At 45.7% G+C, this 23229-nt stretch carries 19 protein-coding genes and 1 tRNA gene; 6 read left to right on the top strand and 14 right to left on the bottom strand.

Translation table 11 applies throughout. The annotated features are described in order from the left end of the window. Positions 1–73: 73 nt before the first annotated feature. The gene (locus tag ACX0G9_RS02445; RefSeq protein ID WP_459063255.1) at positions 74–1204 is read right to left on the bottom strand and encodes an aromatic ring-hydroxylating oxygenase subunit alpha; all 1131 of its coding nucleotides are present in this window, start codon (positions 1202–1204) and stop codon (positions 74–76) included. A gap of 129 nt (positions 1205–1333) precedes the next feature. On the opposite strand from ACX0G9_RS02445, the gene ACX0G9_RS02440 reads away from it, so the two are divergent. The 3 genes from ACX0G9_RS02440 (at position 1334) to ACX0G9_RS02430 (ending at position 3984) form a co-directional block, all read left to right on the top strand. Further along, positions 1334–1840: a GAF domain-containing protein gene (locus ACX0G9_RS02440; protein ID WP_459063254.1), complete on the top strand. Its 507-nt coding sequence runs from the start codon at positions 1334–1336 to the stop codon at positions 1838–1840. Between the two features lie 66 nt (positions 1841–1906). Further along, complete coding sequence (locus tag ACX0G9_RS02435) at positions 1907–2833, top strand: polysaccharide deacetylase family protein (RefSeq protein WP_459063253.1); 927 nt, start codon at positions 1907–1909, stop codon at positions 2831–2833. A gap of 431 nt (positions 2834–3264) precedes the next feature. Continuing rightward, positions 3265–3984: a hypothetical protein gene (locus ACX0G9_RS02430; protein ID WP_459063252.1), complete on the top strand. Its 720-nt coding sequence runs from the start codon at positions 3265–3267 to the stop codon at positions 3982–3984. A gap of 27 nt (positions 3985–4011) precedes the next feature. On the opposite strand, the gene ACX0G9_RS02425 is transcribed toward ACX0G9_RS02430, so the two are convergent. The 11 genes from ACX0G9_RS02425 to ACX0G9_RS02375 form a co-directional block, all read right to left on the bottom strand. Continuing rightward, the gene (locus ACX0G9_RS02425) at positions 4012–5385 is read right to left on the bottom strand and encodes a cytochrome c (protein ID WP_459063251.1); all 1374 of its coding nucleotides are present in this window, start codon (positions 5383–5385) and stop codon (positions 4012–4014) included. Between the two features lie 7 nt (positions 5386–5392). After that, positions 5393–6058 (bottom strand): redoxin domain-containing protein, encoded by a 666-nt coding sequence (locus ACX0G9_RS02420; RefSeq protein WP_459063250.1) that lies wholly within the window; start codon positions 6056–6058, stop codon positions 5393–5395. Between the two features lie 144 nt (positions 6059–6202). After that, complete coding sequence (locus ACX0G9_RS02415; protein WP_459063249.1) at positions 6203–7933, bottom strand: SusD/RagB family nutrient-binding outer membrane lipoprotein; 1731 nt, start codon at positions 7931–7933, stop codon at positions 6203–6205. Between the two features lie 21 nt (positions 7934–7954). Then, the gene (locus ACX0G9_RS02410; protein ID WP_459063248.1) at positions 7955–11530 is read right to left on the bottom strand and encodes a SusC/RagA family TonB-linked outer membrane protein; all 3576 of its coding nucleotides are present in this window, start codon (positions 11528–11530) and stop codon (positions 7955–7957) included. Between the two features lie 256 nt (positions 11531–11786). Continuing rightward, positions 11787–12980 carry an ROK family protein gene (locus ACX0G9_RS02405; RefSeq protein WP_459063247.1) on the bottom strand — a complete coding sequence of 398 codons (1194 nt, stop codon included), beginning with the start codon at positions 12978–12980 and terminating at the stop codon, positions 11787–11789. 95 nt (positions 12981–13075) lie between these two features. Further along, the gene (locus ACX0G9_RS02400; RefSeq protein WP_459063246.1) at positions 13076–14437 is read right to left on the bottom strand and encodes a GH1 family beta-glucosidase; all 1362 of its coding nucleotides are present in this window, start codon (positions 14435–14437) and stop codon (positions 13076–13078) included. A gap of 51 nt (positions 14438–14488) precedes the next feature. Beyond that, positions 14489–15388: a tRNA (adenosine(37)-N6)-dimethylallyltransferase MiaA gene (miaA, locus tag ACX0G9_RS02395; RefSeq protein ID WP_459063245.1), complete on the bottom strand. Its 900-nt coding sequence runs from the start codon at positions 15386–15388 to the stop codon at positions 14489–14491. 13 nt (positions 15389–15401) lie between these two features. Next, complete coding sequence (locus ACX0G9_RS02390; protein WP_459063244.1) at positions 15402–15989, bottom strand: IS1096 element passenger TnpR family protein; 588 nt, start codon at positions 15987–15989, stop codon at positions 15402–15404. Positions 15990–16060: 71 nt separating this feature from the next. After that, positions 16061–17479 (bottom strand): CCA tRNA nucleotidyltransferase, encoded by a 1419-nt coding sequence (locus ACX0G9_RS02385; RefSeq protein WP_459063243.1) that lies wholly within the window; start codon positions 17477–17479, stop codon positions 16061–16063. Positions 17480–17501: 22 nt separating this feature from the next. Continuing rightward, positions 17502–18542, bottom strand: a complete 1041-nt coding sequence (locus tag ACX0G9_RS02380) for a glycosyltransferase family 9 protein (protein WP_459063242.1) — start codon at positions 18540–18542, stop codon at positions 17502–17504. 100 nt (positions 18543–18642) lie between these two features. After that, positions 18643–19233, bottom strand: coding sequence for an L-threonylcarbamoyladenylate synthase (locus tag ACX0G9_RS02375; RefSeq protein ID WP_459063241.1), 591 nt, complete (start codon positions 19231–19233; stop codon positions 18643–18645). 53 nt (positions 19234–19286) lie between these two features. On the opposite strand from ACX0G9_RS02375, the gene ACX0G9_RS02370 reads away from it, so the two are divergent. From ACX0G9_RS02370 to ACX0G9_RS02360, 3 genes are all read left to right on the top strand, one after another. Continuing rightward, complete coding sequence (locus ACX0G9_RS02370) at positions 19287–20099, top strand: 2,3,4,5-tetrahydropyridine-2,6-dicarboxylate N-succinyltransferase (RefSeq protein ID WP_459063240.1); 813 nt, start codon at positions 19287–19289, stop codon at positions 20097–20099. 77 nt (positions 20100–20176) lie between these two features. Beyond that, on the top strand, positions 20177–21154 hold the full coding sequence (locus ACX0G9_RS02365) for a DMT family transporter (protein WP_459063239.1): 978 nt from the start codon (positions 20177–20179) through the stop codon (positions 21152–21154). 110 nt (positions 21155–21264) lie between these two features. After that, positions 21265–21348 (top strand) — tRNA-Leu (locus tag ACX0G9_RS02360). 482 nt (positions 21349–21830) lie between these two features. On the opposite strand, the gene ACX0G9_RS02355 is transcribed toward ACX0G9_RS02360, so the two are convergent. Both ACX0G9_RS02355 and ACX0G9_RS02350 read right to left on the bottom strand, forming a co-directional pair. Then, on the bottom strand, positions 21831–22826 hold the full coding sequence (locus ACX0G9_RS02355; protein ID WP_459063238.1) for a chemotaxis protein CheB: 996 nt from the start codon (positions 22824–22826) through the stop codon (positions 21831–21833). A 9-nt stretch (positions 22827–22835) separates the two neighbouring features. Continuing rightward, complete coding sequence (locus ACX0G9_RS02350; RefSeq protein WP_459063237.1) at positions 22836–23195, bottom strand: response regulator; 360 nt, start codon at positions 23193–23195, stop codon at positions 22836–22838. Positions 23196–23229: the final 34 nt, after the last annotated feature.

Below are 23229 nucleotides of genomic sequence, written 5' to 3'. Positions count from 1 at the left end.
AAGGTTTAAGAAGAAAACAAAAGCAACGAACAAAAGCAAAGAACAGAAACAACGAACAGAAAAATACGGGGTTTTACTTCATCAATTCCGCCATGATCCGGTGAAAATGATGGGTGCCCTGCTCACGGGTTACCGAGTATCGGCCATGACGGTAAAATCGGGAAAGAATCCCTTTCTGGACCGCTTCCACCACTTCCTCATCTTCATGCTCGACTTCATCCAACCCGGAACCTGCCCCTTTGTTATATTTAGATTCATCCGACACATAGGTCAGGAAAGAAACCTTCGTTTCCTGAATTCCCTGCGGTTTCACGATATTAACGGAAAGGCCCCAGGGATAAAAGTTAAACATCATATTTGGGAAAATAAAAAAATAATAAGCAGCTACTTTTTTGCCATGATCGGGCGAAGAGGCGGGCAGATCAAAACAATCCTCCCCATCCTTGGCAATGCCCAGCTGCAGATTGGAATAGCTGAACAATTCGGTAGTATAATTACCAAAATCTATGACTGCATTCAGACCGGCATGTACGAACGGAATATGGAATCCCTCCAGGTAGTTCTCGCAATAAAGCGCCCAATTGGCTTTAACGGTAAAATCCCGGGACAGGTCAGGGCGAAAGACAAATTTATCCAAAGGAAGCCAATGCATCCTTTCCATCATGTCTTTGAGAAAATCGTTTGGTCCGTTCGTTAACCTATCATCAGCGGATGTTCCACTTCCCAAAATGCCGCTTCCCGAATTACCCAGTGTTGTGAAAAGCCATTTCCCCCATTGGACCAGGGGTAATTGTTTAAGATCATCGTCCCTGCTCGGAAAATCCTTTACTTCCCTGAATTCGGGCATGGACTGGAATTTCCCGTCCAGCTGAAATAACCGGCCATGATAGCGGCAGCGGAGATGGCTGACCTTACAAGGTTCTCCGGCAATAATATTTCCCCGGTGCGTACAAACATTGGACAGTACCCGCACAACCTTGTCCTTGTCGCTTGCCAGCATCAAGGGTTCATCCAGGTAATTTTCAAGCAGGGTGAACGGATAAACTTCTCCCGGTCCGTCCACCAGCTCCCGATGGCCTATGAATTGCCAGGAAGGGGCAAATAACTGTTCCTTTGCCAGCTCGAACAGTAACGGATCCTTATAAAATCCTGTATCAGGAGTTTTGGCCCTCGCAATGTCCGGATCAATGGTAAATCTTGGCATATACTAGTAATATTCTCAATGAAAATGGCAATAAGTTAAGGTAATAAGTTGTTGTAAGTTAAGAAAGAGTTGGGATGGATTTTTATTTTTTAGTCCTTAATCCTTTTCCGGAATACTTACCTTTGCGCGATGTCCGAAGACCTGCATATTATCACGGGTAGCAAAACCGAAAGGTATACCTCCCTCCTTCCCCAGATCAAAGGTCTGGTTGAAGGAGAAACCGACCTGGTTGCCAATCTGGCCAATATCGCAGCAGCACTGAAAGAACAATTCGGCTGGCTTTGGGTGGGATTTTATCTTGTCCGGACCATAGAGCAGGAGGACGGGCAGAATAAAGAGCAATTGGTCGTAGGCCCTTTCCAGGGACCTGTCGCCTGTACGCGGATCTATAAAGGAAAAGGCGTCTGTGGTACCAGCTGGGAAAAAGCCCAAACTATTATCGTTCCGGATGTGGAAGCTTTTCCCGGGCATATTGCCTGCAGCAGTTCGTCAAAATCCGAGATCGTGGTTCCCTTTTTTCATGCAGGAAAAGTAGCCGGTGTCCTGGACGTCGATAGTGAACGGTTGAATGAGTTCGATGAAGTGGATAAGCGTTTCCTGGAAGAAATTGCAGGAATGATCCTCCTAACCCACTGAAGGGGAATGTAATCCTTGAAAATTTAAATGTAAGAATTTACCAACTATAGAAACTCATAAATTAACATGAACTTTTCATTTGCCAATTTTCGGTTGTCGCCATCCCATTCCCCCTTCAGGGGATTAGGGGGTACATGCCTCGCTACTCTATTCTTTGTTTTTACGGCCTGCGGATCCAGTGCTGATTCGAAAAAAACAGCAGCAACGGCAACCTCTCCGGATTCATCCTCCGCTGCTGCTGACACGACCGCTCAACCGCCCTCTCCTCTGCCAGGGGGAAAGGTTCCTCCGCCTTCCGTTATTTTTGCCCGTAAGGAAGTTCCCATTCTCTGTTACCACCAGGTTCGGGATTGGAAACCTACCGATTCAAAAACGGCAAGAGATTATATTATTCCTCCCGCCATCCTGAAGGGGCAATTAAAAATGTTGAAGGATAGCGGCTATCATACTATTTTGCCCGATCAGTTGTACGCCTATCTGACTACCGGCGCATCCCTTCCCGAAAAACCGGTGATGCTCACCTTCGACGATACTGATGAAGATCAATATACGGTAGCCTTTCCGGAATTAAAAAAACTGGGGTTCAAAGCCGTTTTCTTTATTATGACGGTTTCCCTGAACAGGCTTCCGCATTATATGACCAAAGAACAGGTTAAAGAATTATATACTGCAGGGAACGTGATTGGCAGCCATACCTGGGATCATCACAACGTGAAAAAATACCAGGGGAATGATTGGGCGATCCAAATCGATAAGCCAACCAAACAGCTCGAAGCGATCACCGGAACGCCAATCCGTTATTTTGCCTATCCTTTCGGATTGTGGAACCCACAGGCTATTCCTGAATTGAAGAAAAGAGGGTTTATCGCTGCCTTCCAACTGGCGGACAAAAAAGATCCGAATGATCCGTTATTTACCCTTCGTCGTATCATCGTCCCGGGTAACTGGAGCATAAAAACCTTTAATAACGCCTTACTGCGAAATTTCAGATAAACGATTTCCAGGCAACTCTATTTATTACTGTTCGCAATAGCCCCTGGTTCTGTATAATCTGCGCGAGGCCGGTATGGAACCAGGGGTTTCTTATTTAAATTTGTATTATTAAAAAACTAAATGTATCTTAGGTTTGGATTTATTCCTTCCCCTATTTATTTTTCCGTCTCCTATACATATTCCTGTTCCAGCTAATCTCATGCCCTCTGGTAAGAAACGTTTCTCATTCAGTCACACCCCACTTGGGCCCAATCTTTCTCCATTACTTTACATTAAAGGGTTATGGGTGCATTATGTCTACCTTAAAGTAGCGTCATCCCTCCGAAACAAAGCCACACACACTACCTATCCTTACGCATATCCTTAGGTTGATCCTTATCTGACCGATATACCTGGATTCTTTATTTCTTCATTGTTTAAAATAGTAAAAAATGAGAAAGCTTCTTATTATCTGGTTATTGCTTCCATTAACGGGACTTAGCCAGGTGAAAAATGTCGTGAGTGCTGAAAGGTATTTTCCCAAAATGGATAAAATGCTGGAGTTTGAAAAAGCCCTGTCCAATCATGCCCAAAAATATCATACCGGGGATTGGAAATGGAGGGTTTTACAAATTCAGTCCGGACCGGATGCCGGAGGCTACCAGATCAATGAGGGCCCAAATAGCTGGGACCAAATTGACAAAAGGGGAAATCTCGGGGTTGAACATATGAATGATTGGGTGAAGAATGTAGCGCCTACGCTTACCGAAAGGTATTCGGCCACCTATGCGGAGTACCAGGAAGAATTAAGTACGGTCCAGTTAACGGACTATGCGGATAAAATCGCCATCACCCATGTATTTCCCAAACCAGGTTGGGGAGATAAAGTCGAAGACCTGATCAAACAGATAAAAAAAGTATGGACATCCGGTAACCAATCCGTAGCTGTCTATGCCTCCAGTTCCTCCGGGCCTTCGCAATACCTATTGGTCACCCGCTACAAACAGGGGTTAATGGAGCGGGAAAAAGGATTTCGCAAACCCTTTAAGGACCGGTATGAAACGGAGAACGGAACCGGGTCCTATGAATCCTATATGCAAAGTATCAGGGATCATCTGGATCATAGCTGGTCGGAAATCCTTTTTATGCGGCCCGACCTGGGTTCCAAATAGGAACGGATAATCCAGGTCTGTTACTTCTTATTCCAGGGGTAACTTTTCGTCTCCGGCCTGATAAGGTACATAGATCAGTAAAAGGTTAAGCATTTCATCGGTAGTCTTCATGATCGCATGCTGATCGGAAGTGATTGTCCTCGGAGGATTAAAAGGATTGCGCGGATTATTCCGGGTATTATCATAAGTGGCTTCTATCGTAATCACCGAAGAGGCGGGTACCTTCAACAAATTCCGGTATTGATAAATATCCTGCCAGTTAAAATCCCAGGAGGGAATGAAGATCAGGGGTATTGTATCTTTTAAAGGAGTAACAGCATAGGCCTTAAAGGATTTGCCCAACAAATGCATATGGGGCCAGGCAAACAACAGAGATTGATCTACCCTGGTTAGTATCGTGGCCTTTACCGTCATTACGGAATCGGGTGGGATAAGCAGGGGCGGAGTAATATCCCCTTTTCCTCCTGTACCGATATTGACCACGCTGATCGTTCTTTCAATGGGCTCCTTCCGGAAAAAAAGGTGGATCTCTCCATTCACACTGGCATCAACGGAAGTGGGCGCATAATGCATATAGAGCAGCACCATTCCTCGTTTGGGCAATACCCAGCCCATATTTTTAGGATAAGACTCATAAGTAGTGCCGGGTATCCATCCTGAATAATAGACCAGTCGGCCGGATAACAAATTATAATTGGCATATTTTCCCGGATCATTGATCAGATCGACGCTATCCGGAATTTCCAGGTGACTGGAAGAAGAATAGGTCTGATGAAATCCAAAGTTGGCGTGATGAAGCAGTTTGTAATTGTCCGAAGTAAATTCAATCGCTTCCACATTTTTCTCCTCATCTACTTCATACGGAATCCGAAAGACCAGGAAACGTTCCTGGCGATCACCCTTTACCAAGAATGCTTTCCTGAGGGACAGGATCAGATCGGGAGCCCGGTTGAAACGGGTACCTGCGATAAAAGGAGTTTTGTTTGCCGGAGTCTTTGGCGCATTTCCCCGGGGAGCGCCCGCATCCACCCATTGGGTGATCTTTTGGATCTCTTCCGTGGTCAATATCCGTTCATTGCGAAAGGATACATAATGCGGATCGGCTTTCCATGGCGGCATGAACCGTTCGTTAATGACACGCCTGATGAAAGAAGAACGTTTGGCAACATCTTCATAAGTCAGCAGGTCAAAAGGCGCGCTTGTACCGGGATGATGACAGACAGCACATTTAGCTTCAATAAGGGGAGCAATATCATTGTAGGTATAGGCAGGGTTCTGAGCGTTCACAGCTTGCGTTTTTACAAGGGTCGCCAACCAAAGAAACCCGGTCAGCAAAAGCAGGCGGGCAAAGGAGTAAGTAAAGAAAGGTAAATGATGGAAAGGAGAATTATTTTTTTTCATAACAGGTTCAATAGTTATTGATCAGGCAACCGACAGGTCGGGTCATTTTAGTTTTTAACGATAAATGGCGAAGCGAGGAATCGATCCCTTCAGCCAGATAATGTTCGGTGACCACTGTTCTTTTTACTCCCAGAGAGGCTGCCCAATTATCAATCAATCCGGAATAAATAATCTCGTTCTTTTTACTGATCAAAAACACTTCCGGTGTGGTGGTGGCTTTTACCATGCGGGTCAACAGAAATGCAGGGTCGAATAAAAGATCGAATTTTACAGAATAGTCCGTTCTGAATTTTTCCACTACCTCAGCAGTATAGCTTTTACCGGGAATGATCCCATAAAAGGCGATCTGACCATCGTACCGGTCAAAAAGTTTGTTCAACAAGGTGGTATAGTTCTGACAAAGCGGGCATTCAGGAGAAAGGAATACAAAGACATAATACTGCTGTTCACCGGTTAGCCGGGGAGAGGTCTTTTTATGGTGCAGATCGGACAGGGTAAGGGAGGAAGGCGAGGGAATACTACGGTTGGCAGGCTGTAAACCGGCCAGTTGGCCGGTTAATGACCCGATACGGGGTGGCGGTGCACAGGCCATTTGGCCGGAAGATTGACCGGAGGATTGGCCGAAGACCAGCACCGGGATGACCAGGCAGAGTAAATAACATATCCGTTTCATCCGTATAAAAATTAAAATACCAACCAGGTTACTAATTTAGGCTTTTAAAAGGAAAAGGAGGCTCCCGGTAAATTACCGGGAGTCTCCTGAACGGGTTGCGAAAAGTTCCCCTTTCCTATATTATCTCATGTGTATCGCAGTGTACTATTTCTTGTCCCACCAGACTCTGCCGGTATTGTCACCTGGCACGCCGAAATCAGGATTTGCGACCATACCGTCGAGAGCTGCTTTTTCATTCGCGTAATTATCATCGGCTTCTGAAGGGATATTCAGCGTTGCACGCCGGGGATAAGGTGCTGGTGATCCGTTGATCATAAAGGTCTCATACACCAGGGTGGTGGATGCATTCGGCATACCTGTCCTTTTCAGGAGCGCCCAGGCTTCGTTGGGCTGCAAAAAGTAATTGATATAGGCCTGGGTGGTAATCTGCTCCAAAGCTTTGCCTGAATTAAATTTCACGGCAGGAGAATCCAGGTAAGCTGTTATTTTAACCGGATCAACAGATTTATAATCATAAACCTGCGCTAATGCTGCAATATTATCATACATGGAAATGGATGCGGTTACACCTGCCTTATACCAATCTTCTGCAATATCCGACGTGATACCACGGGCCGCCAGTTCTGCGCGCATGAAACATACATCGGCATAGGAAATCAGGATAAAGGTAGCGCTGCCAGTTCCATTTCCTGTGCCCTTGCTGTTTCCAGGGGAGATCAACCTGTCCTGGATAGAAGATAAGGTATCCAGTGTCAGAGAACCTTTTACAAAGATCGTTGACTGCAGCCTGCTATTGACTGTTGCGTTTGCCGCATCAGGGCTGGCATAGGAACCCACATAACGACGGGCCGGAGAAATGGTACCCGGAGCTAATTTGTTTGAATCTATTGCAGCGTTAATATTATCCTGAGTATAATTATTTTGCTGATAAAAAAGAGGCATGCGGGGATCGGCATTATTCCACATAAAATCAATTGTTCCCTTTATTCCTTTTCCACCGCCGCCGCTGCTGAATGGATCCCAGTTACCCCCTGAACCACCTGTGTAGGTGTTATTCGGCTGGAAGAGCCAGCTGTCATCGTTGCTGAACATCAGTCCTACCGGATCCGCAATCACTTCTGCGGCAACCGCTGCCAATTTAGCCGGGTCCCTTTTCATCAGACGCATGGCTATTTTAAGTCGTAGGGAGTTGGCAGCTCTTATCCATTTGGTTAATTCATCACTTTTAGCGCCAAAATACAGATCATAATTAGCCAGAAGCGTTTGACCCGAAGCGGCTGATGCGGCTTTCAGATCTATAACGGCCAACTTTAATTGATTGTCCAGCGTATCGAACAAGGCTTGCTGAGGATCGTAAACCGGGCGGGTGAGACCGTCCTTTGCCTTAAATGCCTGGCTATAGGCAATAGTGCCGTATACATCGGAAACATAAAACCCGTAATAAGCCTTGAGTATATGAAAGATTGGTTTCCAGGATAGTCTTGCCCCCTGATAAGCCGCAGGCAAAGTATCAAATTGTCTTTCGGCATCCGTTAAATAATTACCGATCCCGGTTGGAACCTTTGGATCATTGGATGTCGCGAAAAAATTATTATACCGGTAAGTTATCGGACTCGATTCGGTAAACGTAGTAACCGATACCCCTTTTGCATTATTCGTAAAAATCTGAGATATAGGAAACATAAACCGGTTGAGGTCATAAAAGTATTCCACGCTGCTCTGCGTGACAAGAGTAGCAGTCAGGAACAATCCTTCCGGCGGAGCAAAGGGCAGAACCCCGGGTTTGGTATTGATCTTAGCCAGGTCTGATTTGGTACAGGATAGCTGGAACAGGCTGAGTATTCCCAAGCATCCAATGAAATATATACTTCTCATAATTTTTTTCATTTTTGCTGTTTAGAAATTAGCGTTAAGGCTTACACCCAGGCTTCGGGTAGTTGGGCCAGCTCCAAAATCGAAAGCTGAACTGGCACGGTTGTTAAAAATACTTTCCGGATTCACATGCGCTGGCATCCCATTGTAAATGTAAAGGAGGTTTCTGCCAACAAGGCTTAAACGCAGATTCTCGATCCTGATCTTTTGAGTGATCGATCGGGGCATATTATAACCGATGCTGACTTCCCTTAAAGAAACCCAGGTATTATCAAAAGTGCTCAGATCGGCAATACCCCGGCTCCAGCTGCCATAAGCCTGATAATAATACTGAGAAGCAGGTACCGGGTTAACATAACCTTTTGATACCGCATCCTTGAAGGTCAGGCCACTCAGATCAACTGTCGAACCGTTAACCACGGTGGATTGGCCCTGACCAAAAACACCGTCCATAATTATCCCGTCATTCCAGGTGCCCTGGATTCCATTTGCATCAGGTCCTGTATAGGAAACTCCGCCATGTTCCTTATCCCTTCCAGATAAGGATGATTTTAAGGCTCCGATTCCCGTACCATATTTGTAGGTGAAGGACAATTGTTTGCCACCTACCCGGCCGTCGATCATATAACCAGCAAAGAAATTTTTGTAGCTGAAGGTGTTGGACCAGCTCCATAAAAAGTCAGGATTAATGTTCCCTAATTTTCTTGCAGCACTGCTATAATTACCTCCGGCAAAACGTACCGGCTGGTATCTCCAGGTTCCTCCGGAGTTATAGATCACCGGTTTGCCATTATTGGCATCCGCCGTTTTATTTCCGCTGCCGTCAAAGGCCTGGAATGGAGTAAAGGAATTATTGGAATAGATATCGCCATAAGCAGAACCTACATAAGCTCTCACTTCCGTAAAATACTGGCTTTCCAGCGCTATATAGGGCTGCGTAGATGCATAAGAAAGGATCTTATTGGCATATTTGGTGAAATTGATGGTAGAGCTCCATTCAAAATCCTTTGTTCTGACCGGAACCACGTTCAAACCGATCTCAATACCCCGGTTACGCAGTTTACCGATATTGGTATAGAAAGAACCAGCGCCTGAGGCATTGTCAAGCGATTTTGTGGCAATTTGTTCGCTCGTTGTTTTGCTGAAAACAGTTGCATCCAGATTGATACGGTTTTTAAGGAACTTAAGGTCAAGACCAGCTTCAAACTCTGCTGTCCTTTGCGGCTTCAGGTTCTGATCGATGATCTGGTTGCTGGCAAAACCATATTGATTCAGGACGTTACCATTGTTGGCATAGGATCCGATATAACTATATGCATTAAAATTGCTGGCAATGATCCAGGGAAGAATATCCTTACCTGTATTGGCAAAAGAACCTCTGAGTTTTGCATAGGAAATATAAGAAGGCAGATTTAAGGTTTTATGCATCAGCCAGGAAAGTCCTACACCGGGATACTGGTAAATATTGTTACCCGTTCCATTCGGGAAAACGAGGGAAGAGGAATACTCCATCCTTTCGCTGAAGTTCAGATATACCTGATCTTTATAACCTATGTCGCCAAACGCATAAAAAGAAGTATTCCGGTATTTATTACCATCATACTGACCAAAGCTGGTCTTCGCATAATCGGCATAGTTCCCCAGGGTAAAAAGGCCGGGAGACTGCAAACCCGTGATATGCGCGTATTCGCCATCGGTACCTTTATTAAAGATCTCGCCACCGACACTGAATGTCGCATCGAAATCCCTGCCCAGCTTTCTGTCTGCGGTCAGCAAGCCCTGCACACGATAACTTTTGTTATTAAACTTATCCTTCTGGTATTGATTGGAGAAATCATCGCTCAGCCCTACATTTCCTGTAAAGCCCTTCCCGTCTCCCCAATATTTTTGTTCCTGCGTACTATACGTATTAAACAAGTTGCCCCTCATCAGGAACCTCAGCCAGGGAGTAATATGAACCGTGATATCTATATTTGCCCGAAGAGAATTTTCGTTCAAACTATTGTTCCAATAGTATAGTTTGTAGAGGAAATAACTCAAACTATAACCATTACCGGCATTGCCGTATTTGTTACTTTCGGTAATGTTCAATCCTCCATCCACCGGGTCTGTAAAATGTGTCTTGTAATAGGCGGCATCATAACTGCGCGGAACCTGGTAGACGAAAGCGTTAAACAAACTGCGGGAACTGCTGTTCTGCGCTTGTGGGTTATTCGTATTGCTGAAGGAATAATTGATACCGGCATCGATATCCAATATTTTCCCTACTTTATGGGTTGCCTTGAAATTAAAATTATTCCTGTCGAACTGGTTGGTCGGCGTGATGGCCTTGGCCGACATCCCGGACCAGGATACGCGGAAAGTGCTGGTCTCATTGCCGCCATCCAACGCCACATTGGTATTCGAAGTCAGGCCGTTACGATAAACATCCAGGTAATTATGGGGATGAGCCACCCAGGGTACATTACGGCCATCGATATCCGTAACCATAGTACCGTCGAATTTATGACCAAAACTTACTAATCCGGAAGCACTTGCCTTCCCTCCGTCGTCGATTACATTGGAGGTGATGTCATTGGCATTAAAATAGGCCGGATTGGCGCCTGCACCGAATTCATTTTGAAAATCCGCACCGCCATAAGGATGTTCCATGGTCATTTGCTGGGTAATGGAAACACCTAATCCTCTCCTGGTCACACCCTTTTTAGTAGTAACGAGAATTACCCCGTTCTGTGCAGCGGAACCATATAAGGAAGTGGCGGAAGAACCTTTTAATACGGAGATCGATTCGATATCGTCTGCATTGAGGTTCTTCAATTGATTACCGAAATCCTGGTCATTACCATATTGAGCGCCGGTATTGGTGATATCCGGTTGCAACAGGACTCCGTCAATAACGAACAAAGGCTGGTTATTCGCGCCGGGGGAAATATCGGAAATACCACGAAGCAAGATCCTGCTGGAAGTCTGCGGACCGCCTGCCACATTGCTCATGTATAAGCCCGGGACCTTCCCCTGCAAAGCATTAATGGGATTAGGCGTATTGGTATGCGCAATTTCATCTCCTTTAACGGTTGAAACGGAATAGCTGAGCTTGCGGCTTTCTTTTCTAACGCCAAACCCGGTGACGACCACTTCGTCCATGCTTTTAGATCCCGATTTCAGGACCACATTGGAAGTAGTTCCCGCATCAGCCGACAGCTCCTGGCTAGAAAAGCCAACATAAGAAATGACCAGGACCACCTTTCTTTCGGGTACCGAAAGAGAGAAATTACCGGAGGGGTCCGTAAGCGTGACCTTATTGCGTCCCTTGACCCTTACGGTTACACCGGCCAGGGCCTCGCCTTTTTCGTCGACTACTTTGCCCCGGATAACGGTATCGGCGAAAGCAGAAGGATTAACAGCAGGAGAAAAGACTGCCTTCGCCGGATTAATGAAGCCGGGGTTAGCTGCCAGAAGCGCATGGCTACCCCCCAGAAGAAATACGATAAGAGAAAGTTTTAGAAAGGTCTCCTTGTTAGTAAAAGTTAAATAAGGAGTAATAACTACTTTTTTCGTGCAGCGCTCGGCCTCACTGCACGGATTTGCAGACAAATGCATAGATTTGGAAAGTTTAAATTAATTCTTAAATCGGGTTATTTGAACGATTCGGACCGCAGCCAAGTGCAAATTGGAGGCGGTCCTTTAATTATCAACCTAAGGCGGATAAATTATACTGGTCAGAAAAGGAGTGCTCATGTTATTTCAGTTTAGTTTTGTGAAAAGACCTGATGCGAATTTAACCATGTTCGTTGCATTATCAATTATCTTAATACAAGGCAACCATTCCCATCCTAACGCTGCAAAGGCCAACCGTTTAGCAGAATTTCCTTCTGGTAAACTGATCAATATTTTCCATGACAAGGGCTGCTGCACCGATAATTTCGCCGGTATACCCCAGTTCCGATATTCGTATGCTGGTATTCGCGGCAAGCCGGGGAATACAATGATCGTTAAGGGCCTGTTGAATCGGAGTCTGCCAGATTATACCTGGTGAAGCCCCTCTTCCGCTCAGGATAACCAGCTTAGGATTAAGGAGATGAATCAGGACGGCCACACCCCTGCCGATATTATACCCCGCTTCGGATAATAACTCAATGGAGAACTGGTCGCCGTTACCAGCCGCAGCAATGACGGTTCCTATGGCCTGTTCGAAATGTTCCGTGGATAACTCCTTTATTATAGTTTGTCTTCCGGTCCTGAGGCCTTCCCTTGCCTTTTCCAACACGACCAACAAGGAGGACTCCGTTTCCAGGCAACCTCTTTTTCCGCAACTGCACAATTTTCCGTTCAGGAACAGCGGCAAATGGCTGAATTCGCCGGCAAAACCGTTTTCGCCCCTGAATAACTCCGAATTCAGGATCAAACCCAGACCTATTCCCCAGCCAATATTGATCACCATGGCCGTTCTTTTATTACGGGCCGCGCCAAATCTAAGTTCTGCAAGGGCAATCAAACTGGAATCATTATCGATAAATACGGGCAATTTTACCCTGCTCTCTATATATTCGGTGATAGAACCACTGGTTAATTCCAGAAAGGAATAATTGAGCCCTAAAATGGCATCTACAAAACCAGGCATCCCAATTCCAATCCCGGCTATTTTTTCTTTAGGAATTCCGGAGGCCTGAATGACCTGGTCGATTTTTTCGGCCAGCAAGGCAAGTCCATCAGAACTCTTCGATAAGGGAAGTTCGAATTTTTCTATTTCCGTTACCTGTTTGTTCTGCATGTTGACCACTACGATCCGGGTTATGAACTGGTCCATGGCCACCGATACGATGTACATGATATCTTCCCGGAGGGAAAATTTTATGGGCCGGCGTCCGCCTGTTGAAGGCGCATGGCCGCTTTCCACCACGGTTCCCTCATCCATCAGGTCATTTAAAAGGCTGGTTGTAAAAGGAAGGCTTTTGCCGAGCTGGTCGCTCAGTTCGGCGCAGGAAAGAGATCCTGCAAAATAGAGGTGTTTTAGAACGCTACTTTTATGAGATAACCTTTTCTCAAGCATAGTTTGTACTTAACCTACAGTTAGTTCTACTAAATTTAGGCTAAGTTATATAACTTCTTAATAAATTACAAAAACTTTGTTAAGTTTTTATTAAACTATTTTTTACCGTTTAACCAGTCTCTAAACCAGTATCCGGAATTTTTTATCGTCCGTAATTGCGTATTAAAGTCCACATGGATCAGTCCAAAACGGGCCTTATACCCTTCGGACCATTCAAAATTGTCCATAAGGGTCCAGGCGAAATAACCTTTTATATTCACCCCTTCTTTTTTTGCCCTTAGCATGGCATAGAGGTATTGCTGAAAATAATCGATCCGCTCGGCATCATCAATTATCCCATTAATCAGTTCGTCCTTAAATGCAGAACCGCTTTCGCTGACGATTATTTCCTTCACTCCGCCGTATAACCAAAAACGTTTGAGAATCCGGTAAAAGCTATCCGGATTGATCTCCCATCCCATGGCCGTATGGGGCACTTTCCGGGTAACGGCTTTTACCTCCGAAGCCTGCACGATTGGTATCAGGGAGTTATGCCTGACCACTACAGGAAAATAATTCTGGATCCCGATAAAATCGAAATTGAAGGTCATCCGCTCCGTATACTTCCAGCTTTTATTATGCAGTTCCAATTTTTCCAGGAATTTAAAATCTTCACGAGGATATCCCCTGCCCAAGGCCGGTTCGATAAACAACCGGTTTAGCAGGATGTCCAACCGTTTGGCAGCAGCCAGATCTTCCGGAGAATTCGTATGGGCTATAACCTCAGAACAGGAAAAACTGGTTCCTATATGCGCATCCTTTACCAACAGCCGGAGAATGCGGCCGCCTTCGGCCTGCGCCAGGGCTGCGTGATGGACAGCGGACATAAAAGGGGTCATCCCTATCCTGCCAGGGGCATGTTTGCCCAACATATAACCCAGGCTGGTAAAACCAAAAGGCTCGTTCAGCACTATCCAGTTCTTAACTACGGGACCGAATTCTTCTGCGCAAAGGGTGACATAACGGCTAAACCATTTCAGCATTAAATGACTGGCCCATCCTCCTTCTTTTTCCAAAGCTGCCGGAAGATCCCAATGATAAAGTGTTACATATGGTATTAGCCCCAGTTGCAGGCATTCGGCGATCACCCGGTGGTAAAAAGCGATGCCCTCTTTATTCACCCGGCCGATGCCCTCCGGCAAGATCCGGGACCAGGAAATAGAAAACCGAAAGACCTTGAAACCAAGCGCCCTGGTAAGTAACAGATCATCCTTATATCGATGGTAAAAATCACAGGCTATGGAAGGTTTGCCCGCTCCTTTTATTTTTCCCTGCCGGCGGGAAAAATTGTCCCAGATGGACAGCCCTCTGCCATAACTGTTATAAGCGCCTTCGTTTTGCGCGGCGGCCATTGCCACCCCCCATAAAAAATCACTCCCGAATTCCCTGGCTGTCAACTTGTGCAAATGCGTTGTCAAAGGCAAGATTATTTATTCGCAAAAGTTGGACGAATCTGTGTTATGACAATATTATGAAAGGGTTAATTCTTTCAGGAGTAGGTCGGGATCGTTGGCGTCGAGCCATATAATGGAGGGGTCCTTCCTGAACCAGGTCATTTGACGTTTGGCATAATGACGGGTATTCTTTTTGATCGTTTCGACGGCGAGGTCCAGGGAGAACCTGCCATCCAGGTAATCGAACAGTTCACTGTAACCGACGGTCCGTAAGGCATTATAGTCCCGGTAGGGAATTAAATTTTTTACTTCTTCCAGCAGCCCCTGTTCCATCATCTGATCCACCCGGTCATGGATCCGCTGATGCAATTGCTCTTTTGGAAGGGTCAGACCGATCTTTTTGATATGGAAGGGTCTTTCCTTTTTTTCCCGGGTACGGAAGGAAAGAATAGATCTTCCTGTTGATAATTTTACTTCCAGGGCCCGCATCAGTCGCCTGGGGTTCAGGATCTCCCCGGTGCGGTAAAAACCAGGATCATGCTGTTCCATCTGTTCCTGAAGGGCCTTTATACCATCCCGCTCATAGAGATCCAGAATACCTGCCCGGATACCAGGATCGATAACAGGCATTTCATCCAGCCCTTCACAGAACGCATTGATATAGAGACCGGTTCCTCCGACCATGACGGCTGCCGGTTGTTTTTGGAAAATAGACGCTGTCCATTTCAGGGAGAGTTCTTCGAATAAGGCTGCATTCACCTTTTCCTGTACGGAATGGGAATTGATAAAATAATGATGAACAGCCGCCAAATCCTCCGGAGAGGGTTTGGCCACACCAATGGTTAATTCTGTAAAACATTGACGGGAATCTGCGGAGATGATTTCGGTGTGCAGTTCCCGGGCCAGCCTGATGGCTGCAGCAGTTTTGCCCACAGCCGTTGGCCCCAATATAATTATGACATTCTGTTTGTCCAACTTGTTAAGAGCGCTACAGTTCTGTTAGCGGTTCGTCACCTGTTTCTTCCTCTGTTTCCTCCTCACTTGTTTCTTCAGCCGGTGCATCCGTTCCGTCCTGCTCCTTTACCCCAAAACCTACGGTGCCCCTGGTCAGATCATATTTTTCCTCGATTTCAGTGAGTTTGTCACCAACCAATCCCTTAGTCCCATATTGGGAAGGCGGAATGCCTTCGGATTTTACCATCGTTGGATAGGTCAGTTTGCCACTCTCTTCTTTGGAAACGTTGATCAGCTCCACCAGAAAACCCCAGTTCTTTACGAAATCATACAAATAGACGAATTTCTGGTTTGGATCCCGGATCTCGGAGCCGATGGTCGTGGCTTCCATGATCAGAGGGTCTACTTTGTAGGATTTATCATATTTCTCCAGGGAAATCTCCCTACCCCGCTGCCAATTGTCGTTACTCCGAAAAAAAGTTGCCTGATGCTTATAGTCAAACTCATATGACTTAAGAATCGCTTCATGCAATTGCAGGAAGTTCTGGGTGTGCTTAATGGCCACATCCCGGTAAATGCTATCGTCTTCTTCAAAATAGACCCTGAATTTCAATATCGCCATGACTAATATGCAATTTAGAGTTCACAAGATACACAAATTCACCAATTCTGCTTCACTGGTTAATGCATGGTTTACTTCAAGGGTCCCAGATTCAGATCGGCGGCTTTTTTCATCATATATTTATGAGCGGCCTCATAGTTATTTTCGATCTCACCATCCAGGATCGCTTCCCGGATAGCCGTCTTCAAATCCCCCACTACTCTTCCGGGTGGTAATCCGAATATTTCCATGATCATTTCTCCCGTTATCGGCGGCTGCCAGTTACGGATACGGTCCTTTTCCTCCACTTCTTTCAGCCGGGACCGCACCATCTCAAAATTCTCCAGAAAACGTCGGACCTTTTGTTTGTTCTTCGAGGTTATATCGGCATTGCATAAGGTCATCAGCGCCTCGATATCGTCGCCTGCATCGAACAGCAAACGGCGGATGGCCGAGTCAGTAATATTTTCTTTGGTCAGGCCGATAGGGCGCAAATGCAATTCTACCAATTTCCGTACGAACCTCATTTTATCGTTTTGCGGCAATTTGAGCCGGGCAAAGATCCCGGGCACCATTCTTCCGCCTACCACTTCGTGACCATGGAAAGTCCATCCGTGGTCTTTTTCAAACTTTTTGGTAGCCGGTTTGGCTATATCATGCAAAATAGCGGCCCAGCGCAGCCACAGGTCATCGGTATTCCGGCTGATATTATCCAGCACCTGCAGGGTATGATAAAAATTATCTTTATGCCCCATGCCATCAATATATTCCGCACCGGCCAGTTCGACCATTTGCGGAAAAATGAGAGCAAGCAGCCCGCTCTTATATAAAAGATCAAAACCTATGGAGGGTTTTGGACTCAGAATGATCTTATTCAGTTCATCGGTGATCCTCTCCTGCGAAACGATGGATATCCTGGGGGCGTCTTCCATAATCGCCTGGAAGGTCGGCTCCGAAATAGTGAAATCAAGTTGCGTGGCAAAACGGATAGCCCTCATCATCCGCAACGGATCGTCACTGAAGGTCGAAAGCGGGTCCAGGGGTGTACGGATCAATTTTTGCTCCAAATCCAATCTTCCATCGAACGGATCGATCAATCTTCCGTAATCTCCTTCATTCAGACTGATCGCCATCGCATTGATGGTAAAATCCCGGCGGAGCTGATCGTCTTCGATGGTACCTTCGGCGACCGTAGGTTTGCGGGAATCCTGCCGATAGCTCTCTTTCCGGGCACCTACAAATTCCAATTCCCAATCTTCCACTTTTATCTGCGCCGTACCAAAATTTTTAAAGAAGGCTACGGATGGCCTTGGATGAAAGGCTTCCGCCACTTTCCGGGCCAGTTCAATACCATCTCCCACACATACGATATCCGCATCTTTGGTAGCACGTCCGATGAGTTTGTCACGAACGAACCCACCGATCAAAAAACAGGGCACCCCCAATCCGGCTGCAGCCTGAGCGATCTTTTCGAATACCTTCAATTCTTTCTCTGAGCAATTGATATCCATATATGGTACAGGCCGAAATTTTTTAGGTTACCAAGGGCAAATGTAGGAAATCCTCCATAGCAGACAGCAGTTGTTCGTCCGTAATTTTAGTTGCGCAATGAAAATGCCCCAGCGGGCAGGTTTTATAGCCATGAAGGCCACAGGGTCTGCAATCCAGCGGTTCTTTGATTTCCACAATACGACTAAGATCCGACAGGGGGCCGAAACCAAAGGCCGGGATAGTCGAACAGTATACGGCCGTTACCGGCGCGTTGACCGAAGACGCAAAATGCATGGGAGCCGAATCGTTGACATAATTCATCACCGAGCCTTCCATCAATGCTGCCGACTGAAGAAAAGAAAGCCGACCACTCAGGTCGGTTATGGAAGGATGGCTGGTACCGGAACGGATAAACTCCGTGAGTTCTTTATCCGAAGGCGCCCCCAGCAGATAAACCCCGGTTCCGGGATCCACCTTATCTATAAAACTGACCCATTTTTCTTTGGGGTATTGTTTGGTGAACCAGACCGATGCCGGCGATACGGTAATATAGGTGCCCCGGCGATACTCCAGCACTTTGTCATAATCGGCAGCCGATGGATATAATCTTGGTTTGACCGGGACCAGATCCGTAAACCCGCTGATCAATTGCTGGTTACGCTCTATTTCGTGGGCGGGATGGTTATTGGTAGTATTCCCCGGATTATAACTAACGATATGGGCTACCTTTTTCGTGAACAACCAGCTGAGGGGATTTTTGTCAAAACCGATGGTTTGTTTTGCTCCGGAAAAAGCCGTCAGCAAACCGGTAGCGGCAAACCTTTGCACGTTGATCACCTTATCATATTTTGTCCGGCGGATGCGCCCGCCCATTTTCCATAAATTCCGGAGTTTGCCTTTCTTTTTATCCCAAATCAATGTTTCATGTAGAAAAGGATGTCCTTTCAACAAATCTTCATTTCCCTTACGCAGGAGAAAATCTATTTGCGCATCCGGAAAAAAAGCGTGCAATTTTTCAATGATGGCGGTTGCTAAAACCACATCACCAATAAACGCCGTTTGTATGACCAGGAATTTTTGCACGTTGATTTTTATCTGGTTGCAAACCTACATTAAAATGAGCAATTTAGGATAACATAGCCTTCGTGCCTGTTCCTGACATCTCCAAGCTGCTCATAGCTCTTTACGACCTGATGACGGTTATCGTTGCATCCTTGTTCCATTTTACAATGGCAGAGGGTTCTTTGGGAGACCGGTCGTCCTGGCGGTATTGCACGACATAATCCACTTTCTGACGAATCTCAGGATCTATGGCGTCGAAAAAGGCGGGAGCGGGTTGTCCGGAAAGATTAGCAGAAGTCGAAACGATGGGTTTGCGAAATCGTTTGATAAGGTGTTTGCAGAAGGGTTCGCTCACCAGGCGTATGCCGATCGTGCCGTCCGTATTTACCAGGTTATCCGCTATGCCGACCGGACCATCATAAATTACGGTCGTAGGTTTCTGAACGGTGTGCAGGAAATCGAAGATGCGCAGATCGGGCTGGCTCGTATATTTTATTATGTCCCGTTCGTCGGCCATCAGTACGATAAGGCTTTTGGCTTCCTTGCGTTGTTTAAGAGCATATACTTTACTGACAGCTTCCGCATTGGTGGCGTCACAGCCAATCCCCCAAATGGTATCGGTGGGATAAAGCAGGAGACCGCCGGCCTGTAATACCTTTAAACTCTGTTCAATATCCATTTGAAAATCAGGGGTCTCCTTGTTCGGTTCCATGATCAAAAATACAGGCAATTGAGGTTCATGTAGTAAGTTTGCCAAAAAAAGACATGGAATTAAAACAACTGATTGCAGAGGCCTGGGGCAACCGGGAGCTGGTAAAGGATGCCCGGTATGCGGATGCGGTGAGGACGGTAATCGAGGAAGTCGACAAAGGCCGTTTGCGGGTGGCTGCCCCTTCCGAAGGCGGATGGCAGGTCAATGAATGGGTCAAACAGGCCATTCTCCTGTATTTCGGGATACAGCCCATGCAGACCTGGGATCTTGCTCCTTTTGAATTTTACGATAAGATGTTATTAAAGAAAAACTATAAGGATCTGGGAGTTCGTGCAGTGCCGCATGCTGTGGCCAGGTACGGAGCTTTCCTGGCCAAAAATGTCGTCCTGATGCCCAGCTATGTGAATATCGGGGCCTATGTGGATGAAGGAACCATGGTGGACACCTGGGCCACGGTGGGAAGTTGTGCCCAGATCGGCAAGGGGGTGCATCTGAGCGGCGGGGTTGGTATCGGCGGGGTATTGGAACCTCTCCAGGCTTCCCCTGTCATTATCGAAGACGGGTGTTTTCTGGGCAGCCGCAGCATTGTAGTCGAGGGAGTGATGCTGGAGAAAGAAGTAGTGCTGGGTGCGAATGTAGTACTGACCCAATCCACCAAAATTATCGACGTTAGCGGACCGGAGCCCATCGAATATAAAGGAAGGGTCCCGGCAAGAAGCGTAGTGATCCCCGGCAGTTATCTGAAAAAATTCCCGGCAGGGGATTATAATGTGAGCTGTGCCCTGATCATCGGCAAACGGAAACCGAGTACCGATCTGAAAACCAGCCTGAATGACGCCTTGCGCGATTTTAACGTAGCGGTTTGAAAAAAGGATAGTATAAAATTGTCGCAACACTATAGTCGCTCCTGTAATTTTTTATGATAGCCTTTGCCTGATTATATATGCCAAAACCTGTTGTCCGGAAAAATATAATGCTGCAAGGTTTCCTCATATCTTTTACAGGAGCGATCCTTTTTTCTACCAAGGCCATCATCATCAAAAAGGCATTCCACGCAACTTCGACCGATCCCCTGACCCTGCTTACGCTGCGGATGTTATTTTCGCTGCCGTTTTATGTGGCGGCGGCCTTTTGGAGCTTTCGGAAAGAAGGGAATGTCACTATGAACCGACGGCAATGGGGTGGCGTAGTATTAATGGGCATATTGGGTTATTACCTGAGCAGTTATTTTGACTTTTTGGGGTTACAATATATTTCAGCGGGCTTGGAACGACTGATCCTCTTTATTTATCCCAGTCTTGCTGTTTTGATCAATTCCGTTCTATTTAAGGAGCGTATCAATAAAATCCAGATCTGGGCCCTGTTATTGACCTATGTGGGGATCGGGATCGCTTATTTCGGGGAATTAAGAGTAGACACCGGCAATCCCCATTTTTTCTGGGGAAGTCTGCTGATCTTTCTTTGCGCCATTACCTACGCCATTTACCTGGCCGGGGCAGGCAGGATGATCCCTGTGCTGGGAGCCTCCAAATTCACCACGTATAGTATGCTGGTCGCGACAGGAGGAATCCTGCTCCACTTTTTTATCCGCGGAACTTACAGGGGAGACTATCACCTTTCCCTGACCTCCAACGGTCTTTGGATCTATGCCATTCTCCTGGCATTGCTGGCTACGGTTATCCCCTCCTTTATGCTTTCGGCGGGGATGAAACGGATAGGACCTAATAATGCGGCTATCGTCACCAGTATCGGCCCTGTCTCCACCATTCTTCAGGCCCATTTTATCCTGGGTGACCCCATATTTGCCGAGCAGGTTGCAGGAACCGTACTGGTTATCGCTGGCGTACTGATGATCGGCTGGCAAGGGAGAAAACCCACTGTATCTCCGGCAGAACTGCCCATCGAAAAACTTCCGGAATAATTTTTTAACTTTTATTGGGGTTCAATTTTATCTTTTGCTATATTTGCAGCCCTGAATGAGAAAGGACACCCTTCCTGCTTCGGCAGACGGGTTCCCGGATCAGATAAAATGCCCAGGTGGCGAAATTGGTAGACGCACTGTGTTCAGGTCGCAGCGTAGGAAACTATGTGATGGTTCGAATCCATTCCTGGGCACAAAGGCCCCGACGAAAGTCGGGGTTTTTGCATTTGGGAACGTGGAGAATTTACTCTCCTAAGTGTACAAATGCAAAAACCTGAGCGCCGAAGGCGCGGGGGCCTTTGGGTAAGACCAACCACTGAGGATCACCGAAGGGCGGAGCCCGGAGGTAATCCATTCCTGGACACAAGTATCCTCTTATAAGTCATTGTTTTTTAAGTGCTTATTACTTTTTTTCGTGTCCTTTTTGAGCTCTCTTCCCCCGCTTTCTCCCACCCCAATTGACACATAAATGACACATGAATCTTTTGAAAATCCATTTCTGACATAGTTGTTCAATTAAAATTTTGTCAGTTTAAAATCAAGATATTCTAAATTTTAAATTCAGAATTTTAACCTTTTTAAATTTTATTCCAATGGATATACTTGAAAGATTGTCGGTGGACGAGAAGGAATTTATAAAATCGAGCTGCCTTCCTGTATATGTATGGAAATATTTTTACAGAGTGTCTTGTGTCGCGTACAGTATTTCTTTCATTTTATCAACATGAAATTGTATGCCTTCCCCTTTTTCCTGAAAGGTTGCGGCCATTTTAATTAACCCTTTTTTTTGACTATCCTCCTGCATTTTTTTCAGCAAATTTCTTCGCTCTTCCATAATTCGTAAAGCTGTCCATAAAGTCGTTTCCAATATTTGACCCTGTTTGATTATCAAATCGTTTTCTGAATAGGAATGCCCGATATGGCATCGATAACGGTCAGTTTTCCCTGTTTGTTTATTGATTGCCCATAATCCGCCCCCGCAGTCAGGACAAGCGTAAATGCTTTTTTCCCCGATTTTCCGAACATTTTCATAATTAACCACTACTCTTTCAGCAATGTCGGATTCAATAATAACATCCGAAGGAGCCTGAATCTCATTGGGCTCTATTTTAGCTATTTCATAAATGATATTTCCGATTTTTGTAAGAGGAACGCAATAATCAACTTCCATGTTATTGAGGACCGATAAAGGCATGTCCGGATATTCCGCTTCATTGGGATCTTGAACAATAGAAACGCCCCCACTTCTTTTAATAGCTAACATACCTGTTGTTCCGTCATCCAGGGAACCTGTTAGTACTATCCCAATAACTTTTGTGTTATAGGAAGCAGCAGCGGATCGAAACAATACATCAATGGAAGGTCTCCACCGGTTTTCTTCCGGGCCTCTTCCAAGAATAATAGTGTCTCTTTTTACCAATAAATGTTGATTAGGTGCTGCCACATAAATATGTCCCTTTTCTATCCTTGCTCCATCCTTTGGTACTTCACATTTTAAGGCAGTATGAGGTTGGAGGCGATGAAAAAGAAAATCGCTGATACTGGCTCTTGATAAGTGCATGACAATAAAGACGGACACTTCCAGGTCTTCTTTAAATTGCGCGACTAATTCTATCAACGCATTCATTCCTCCTGCTGAAGTACCAACAACAACAATGAATTTCGGTTCCATAATCATTTTTTACAAAATATATCTTTCAATAACTTCTTTAAATGAGGCAATGTCAAATGGCTTTTCTATATATCCGTCAGCTTTGGATCTAATAGAAATCTCCTTTATTTCCGCATTAACGGAAAATAAAATAATTGGAATATGCCTGGTTTTTGGATTCCCCTTTACAAGAACAGTGGCCTTCTCTCCTCCAGTCTGAGGTATCCATAGATCCATCAAAATAATATGAGGTTTAATGATATCAATGTCCCTTAAAATATTACCACAAGTTGAAATGGTTTCTATTAAATATTTGGTTTCCTTTAAAATTGCCCGGCAAAGCAATAACATCTCCTGATCATCATCATAAATTATAATGGTTTTACTCATTTTAAAATTATTGCATAAAAAAGCACTGAAAACA

The sequence above is a fragment of the Flavitalea flava genome, from assembly GCF_054461575.1.
Note: the sequence above shows the minus strand (reverse complement) of the source record. Positions and strands in the feature narration are given on the sequence as shown.

Coding starts and splice junctions, on each gene's coding strand:
- ACX0G9_RS02445 (WP_459063255.1), bottom strand. CDS start 1,204: ATGCCAAGATTTACCATTGATCCGGACATTGCGAGGGCCAAAACTCCT.
- ACX0G9_RS02440 (WP_459063254.1), top strand. CDS start 1,334: ATGTCCGAAGACCTGCATATTATCACGGGTAGCAAAACCGAAAGGTAT.
- ACX0G9_RS02435 (WP_459063253.1), top strand. CDS start 1,907: ATGAACTTTTCATTTGCCAATTTTCGGTTGTCGCCATCCCATTCCCCC.
- ACX0G9_RS02430 (WP_459063252.1), top strand. CDS start 3,265: ATGAGAAAGCTTCTTATTATCTGGTTATTGCTTCCATTAACGGGACTT.
- ACX0G9_RS02425 (WP_459063251.1), bottom strand. CDS start 5,385: ATGAAAAAAAATAATTCTCCTTTCCATCATTTACCTTTCTTTACTTAC.
- ACX0G9_RS02420 (WP_459063250.1), bottom strand. CDS start 6,058: ATGAAACGGATATGTTATTTACTCTGCCTGGTCATCCCGGTGCTGGTC.
- ACX0G9_RS02415 (WP_459063249.1), bottom strand. CDS start 7,933: ATGAGAAGTATATATTTCATTGGATGCTTGGGAATACTCAGCCTGTTC.
- ACX0G9_RS02410 (WP_459063248.1), bottom strand. CDS start 11,530: ATGCATTTGTCTGCAAATCCGTGCAGTGAGGCCGAGCGCTGCACGAAA.
- ACX0G9_RS02405 (WP_459063247.1), bottom strand. CDS start 12,980: ATGCTTGAGAAAAGGTTATCTCATAAAAGTAGCGTTCTAAAACACCTC.
- ACX0G9_RS02390 (WP_459063244.1), bottom strand. CDS start 15,989: ATGGCGATATTGAAATTCAGGGTCTATTTTGAAGAAGACGATAGCATT.
- ACX0G9_RS02385 (WP_459063243.1), bottom strand. CDS start 17,479: ATGGATATCAATTGCTCAGAGAAAGAATTGAAGGTATTCGAAAAGATC.
- ACX0G9_RS02375 (WP_459063241.1), bottom strand. CDS start 19,233: ATGGAACCGAACAAGGAGACCCCTGATTTTCAAATGGATATTGAACAG.
- ACX0G9_RS02370 (WP_459063240.1), top strand. CDS start 19,287: ATGGAATTAAAACAACTGATTGCAGAGGCCTGGGGCAACCGGGAGCTG.
- ACX0G9_RS02365 (WP_459063239.1), top strand. CDS start 20,177: ATGCCAAAACCTGTTGTCCGGAAAAATATAATGCTGCAAGGTTTCCTC.
- ACX0G9_RS02355 (WP_459063238.1), bottom strand. CDS start 22,826: ATGGAACCGAAATTCATTGTTGTTGTTGGTACTTCAGCAGGAGGAATG.
- ACX0G9_RS02350 (WP_459063237.1), bottom strand. CDS start 23,195: ATGAGTAAAACCATTATAATTTATGATGATGATCAGGAGATGTTATTG.